We start from the raw sequence: 4,611 nt of genomic DNA on the forward strand, positions 1-4,611 counted from the left end.
GGGGTGGGCGGCGTTCGGGCCGCCCACCCCGATCAGCTCGTAGCCGGCGAGCGATCTCGTCGCGCGTGCGGTCAAGAAGCAGGGCGAGATGATCGCGGCCGGCCGCACCGCTCTCAGCCGGTCGGGCACAGGGCGAAGACGCGCGCCGGGAAGCCGGATCCGCCCTGGGGCTTGGGCCAGGTCGCCACGATCAGCGCGCCCGTCTCGGGCACCTGGTCGAGGTTGGCCATCAGCTCGATCTGCCACCGGTCCCGCGCCAGGACGTACAGCTCCAGGCTGAAGTCGCCCCTGGACGTGGCCGACCCGGGATCGGTGTCGGTCTGCTCATGGCCGATCGCGGTGACGCCCGCTTGCTCGAACAGGTAGCGCAGCACGTCGGCCGACCAGCCGGGGGTGTGGCTGACCCCCGCAGCGTCCCTGTTGGCCATCGCGTCCCGGTCCGGCCAGCGCCGGCCCCAACCGGTCCGCAGCGCCACGAACGCCCCGGCGGGGATCCTCCCGTTGCGCCGCTCCCATGCCGCGACGTCCTCCGTCGTCGGGGTGGCGTCCGGATCGGCCTCCACGCGCTGGGTGATGTCGAGCACCACCAGCGGCAGGATCATCTCCTCGACCGGGATCTCGTCGACGGTCCGCGCGCCGGCCACGAAGTGCGCGGGCGGGTCCACGTGCGTGCCCCACTGACCGACGAGCGTGTACAGGTGGACGTTGAAGCCGTCCCCGCGGTCCATGTCGAAGACCTTCTCGCGCCGCTCGTCCGGGAACGCGGCGAAGTGCGGCTGCCCCGAGTGGAAGGCGTGGGTGAGGTCCACGCAGGTCGTCTTCGCGGTGAGCTCGCGGTAGGCCGACCACAGAGGGGGTTCCATGAGCTTGGTTCTCCTTCGTCTGGACAGGGGCGGGACGCGTACGGCGTCCGTGGCACAGGTGGTACTACAAGTAGCAGATCGCCACGAACAGGACGCCGAAGTACAAGGCGGCGACCTGGGAGCCGCGATTCGCCCACCGGCTCGAGAACGCCCTGCGGGGAACCCCGGACCAGCCCCGGTAGCCGCGCCATACGCCGGTCAATTCATCGGAAGATGTCCGTGCGCTCACTGCCGTGACCTTCCCGGTCCGGGAACAGACGCGGTGTCCGGTGTCGGGACGCGCGTCATCCGGCGCTCAGCCGTGGGTTCAACCAGCGGTGACTGGGCGAGCGGCTCACCGTCGACTACCCGTACGCGGTCGAGGTGGCCGTGGTGACGGAACGCCGGACGGTGGAGCTCGTCGTCGCCACCCGCGACGACCCCGATCCGGACCGCCAGGAACTGCTGTGGGCGCACACCGGCGGCGGGGGCGGCAATTTCGGGGTGATCACCCGATTCTGGTTCCGGGATCTGCCCGAGCCGCCGAGGCAGGTGCTCATCACCAACCGCGCCTGGAAATGGAGCGACTTCAACCTGGACACGTTCACGAGACTGATGACGACGTTCGGCGAGTACTTCCGCGACCACCAGGAACCCGCGCTGCCGTCCGGGAAACTCTTCGCGATGCTCAAGCTCAACCATGCCGCCGACCGGCGTTCCGCGTCTCAGGGCTCCGGCGGTCGTGGCGGGCTCTTGAGCCGTCCGCTCAGCCCGTACCGGCCACGTCGGCCGGCGGATCGGCGCCGTCCCCTGTCACCACGACCACCGCACTGCTCAATCGCCGCAATGACCGCCGCCCCTCCGGCCGGACGGGAACGTGCGGCGCGTACAGTCCTGCGGGTGGAGGTGCGGTGATGCCGGAATGGCTGGAGGCGGGGCTGTGGGGGTCGGTGGCCGGCGGGGCCCTGGTCGTGGGAGCCGCGGTCGCCTGGTCGGTGAAGGTCCCGGCGCGCTGGATCGCCATGATCATGGCCTTCGGGGCCGGTGTCCTGATCTCGGCGCTGTCGTTCGAGCTGATGGACGAGGCCGAACGCGCCGGCGGGCTCTTACCGGCCGCCGTCGGCTTCCTCGCCGGCGCCTGCGCGTACGTGGCGGCCAACGCGCTGCTGGCCCGGTACGGCGCGCGGCACCGCAAGCGTTCGGGCGATCAGCAGCCGAGCGAGGCCGACGTCCAGGGGAGCGGCGCGGCGATCGCCATCGGCGCGCTGCTCGACGGCGTCCCCGAGTCCGTGGTGCTCGGCCTGTCCCTCGTGGGTGGGGGGAAGATCGGGCTCGCCGTGCTCGCCGCGGTCTTCATCTCGAACGTCCCCGAAGGGCTCTCCAGCGCCGCCGGGATGAAGCGCGCGGGCCGCGGCCCCGGCTACGTGTTCGGCATCTGGGGCGGGATCGCGCTGGCCAGCGGCCTGGCGGCGCTGCTCGGCAACCTCACCATGCAGTCCGCCTCGCCCGCGTTCACCGCGGTGATCATGGGGGTGGCGGCGGGCGCGATCCTCGCCATGGTGGCCGACACGATGATCCCCGAAGCCTTCGAGCGCGCGCACACCCTCACGGGGCTCATCACCACGATCGGATTCCTGGCGGCCTTCGCCATCGAGCGCCTGGCTGAGTAAGCCTCACCGGCTGAGCCGGCGGCGGGAGACGCGGATCCGCAGCCGGCCGTAGGGGAGCGTCCCGGTGACCACGAGGTGTGGAGCGCCGGGACGTGGACGGCCCGGCGCCTCGCAGGTCACGCGGCCCCAGTCGGTGCGCACCCCGTCGGTGTTCGCGGTCGCGCCGCGCGGCAGGACGATCGTGGCGGATCCGTAGTCGAGCCGGAGGCCGATCTCGATCTCGGCATGCGGGATGACGGCCCCGGACAGGTCCAGCCGTACCTGGCCGTACTCGGACTCGATCCGTAACCGGCGCGGGACCTGCCAGTCGCCCGCCCGCCTGATGCGGCCGCCGGTGGAGCTCAGCTCCACCGTCTCGTCCGGGAGCTCCGGCAGGTCGGCGGTGACCGCCACCAGGTCGCCGTGGGAGGTGGCGGTGAGCGCCCGTTCGAGCCGCTCCTCCATCTCGGCGGAGCCGAGCCGGCCGTCGGCGAAGGCCTGCTGAAGTCGTTGGACGACCATGTCGCGGTCGCCGTCGGAGACTCGCGTCCGGAGTTCCATGGTTGCCTTCCTGTTCGGTCGTGGCGGCTCGCCGGTCAGAGGTCGAGGTCCTCGACGACGGGGCGCTCGGCGATCCCGGCGATCCGGTCGTAGAACTCGGCGGGGATCCTGCCGCGCAGCTCCTCGATCGTGCCGACGACCTCCACGACGGCATCACCCGGTACGAAGCCCCAGCTCGTCTCGCCCAGGCCGAGGTAGCCGAGCCAGTCGTCGGACTCCGAGCCGCTCACCCAGTCCGGCGAGCGATCGACGTGCAGGACGAACGTGCCCTTGCCCGAGCGGTACACCCGGAACGTCTCCACCCGCCCGCCGCGGCTGGTGCGGCCCCACTCGCCGAGCAGCACCCCCGAGAAGCGCCGCTCGTCCCCGGCGACCTGGATGACGATCTCGTCGTAGCCCTGCCGGCGGCCCTCCTCCGCCTCGACGTAGCGCCGCAGCGCCTCGCTGATCGCCGCCGCCGGCGTGCCGCCCGCCAGGCCCTGCGCCCGCTCCAGCAGCGGAAGGTCCTCGTCCGGGATCTCGATCGTCGTGCCGCGCACCATGGCCGCCCTCCTCGTGTATACGTATAAGCCTACGTATAAGAGGGGATGATGGCAACAGGGTCAGAACAGGCCCGGCTGCTCGCTCGGCCGGTGCGGTGGCCGTTTGGGTGCGAGGCCGCCGATGGCGTCGAGGTCGTACAGGGAGCGCCAGCGCGTGCGGCCCCCCTCGGCCAGCAGCCGCCGCAGCAGCCGCGCCGTCACCTCGGCGTCCGGCAGGGCCCGGTGGCGACCGGCCGGGCGGGGGATGTCCAGGTGCGCGAGCAGGGTGTCCAGGCTGTGGGAGGGCAGCCGCGGATACAGGTGGCGGGCCAGCCGTACGGTGTCGAGCAGCGGGACGGCGGCCAGCCGCGGGCACCACGAGCGCAGCCCGGCGATCAGGGCCGCCTCGGTCGCGGCGTGATGGGCGACGAGCCGGTACGGCGGCGCCGTCAGGCGGTCGTCGAGAGCGGCCATGACCTGTTCGGCCGGTGGGGCGGTGGCGAGCATGGCATCCGTGATGCCGGTCTGCCGCACGTCCCACGGAGTGGCGGTCACGCCCGCAGGCGGGGCCATCAACGACTCGAACCGCCACACCTCGGCCAGATCGCCGCCGCCCGCCTTGACGGCGCACGCTCCCACCTCGACCGGCACCAGGGGACGCCCCTGCGGCGTCAGCCCCTCGAAGTCGATGACGACCAGAGTGTGGCGGGTGAAAACGGCGTCGTCGTACAAGTCGGTCCGTGCTGCGGGCGCGTCCACGCGGTGACGGTACCCCGTCGCCCGTCCGCACACCCGCGATGCGGGAAGCCGAAATCGGCGCCGGCCTCGATGACGCCGTCCGGCTCCAGCCCGCCCACCGGGCCGGACGGTTCCGGGGCCGCGGGCTCAGAAGGTGAGGAGGGAATGGCAGTGGTGGGCCACGAACGAGGCGAAGCCGGGCACCAGCGCCACCGCCGCCGGCCCGCTCAGCAGCAGGGCCACGCTCGCCACCCCGGCCAGGCGCTCCACGCGCCTGAGCGGGGAGGCGGGGTTGAGCAT

General features: G+C 72.3%; 6 protein-coding genes. 2 read left to right on the forward strand and 4 right to left on the reverse strand.

What is annotated here, in order from left to right; genetic code table 11:
- Positions 1-113 precede the first annotated feature (113 nt).
- Positions 114-863 (reverse strand): cyclase family protein, encoded by a 750-nt coding sequence (locus ACWDX9_RS60260; protein WP_449972891.1) that lies wholly within the window; start codon positions 861-863, stop codon positions 114-116.
- 372 nt (positions 864-1,235) lie between these two features.
- Between ACWDX9_RS60260 and ACWDX9_RS60265 the strand changes: the two genes are divergently transcribed.
- On the forward strand, positions 1,236-1,757 hold the full coding sequence (locus ACWDX9_RS60265) for a hypothetical protein (protein WP_449972893.1): 522 nt from the start codon (positions 1,236-1,238) through the stop codon (positions 1,755-1,757).
- Positions 1,757-2,512: a ZIP family metal transporter gene (locus ACWDX9_RS60270; RefSeq protein WP_350735119.1), complete on the forward strand. Its 756-nt coding sequence runs from the start codon at positions 1,757-1,759 to the stop codon at positions 2,510-2,512. Before ACWDX9_RS60265 ends, ACWDX9_RS60270 begins: the two co-directional genes overlap by 1 nt.
- A 3-nt stretch (positions 2,513-2,515) precedes the next feature.
- Here the strand turns inward: ACWDX9_RS60270 and ACWDX9_RS60275 are convergent, their stop codons facing one another.
- From ACWDX9_RS60275 to ACWDX9_RS60285, 3 genes are read right to left on the reverse strand one after another with little or no spacing between them, the layout of a single operon-like run.
- On the reverse strand, positions 2,516-3,052 hold the full coding sequence (locus tag ACWDX9_RS60275) for a DUF1707 SHOCT-like domain-containing protein (RefSeq protein WP_449972895.1): 537 nt from the start codon (positions 3,050-3,052) through the stop codon (positions 2,516-2,518).
- 35 nt (positions 3,053-3,087) lie between these two features.
- Positions 3,088-3,594, reverse strand: a complete 507-nt coding sequence (locus ACWDX9_RS60280; RefSeq protein WP_449972897.1) for an EXLDI protein — start codon at positions 3,592-3,594, stop codon at positions 3,088-3,090.
- A gap of 60 nt (positions 3,595-3,654) precedes the next feature.
- Positions 3,655-4,332, reverse strand: a complete 678-nt coding sequence (locus ACWDX9_RS60285; RefSeq protein ID WP_449972899.1) for a 3'-5' exonuclease — start codon at positions 4,330-4,332, stop codon at positions 3,655-3,657.
- Between the last annotated feature and the right edge of the window lie 279 nt (positions 4,333-4,611).

It is taken from the genome of Nonomuraea sp. NPDC003201, assembly GCF_053590415.1.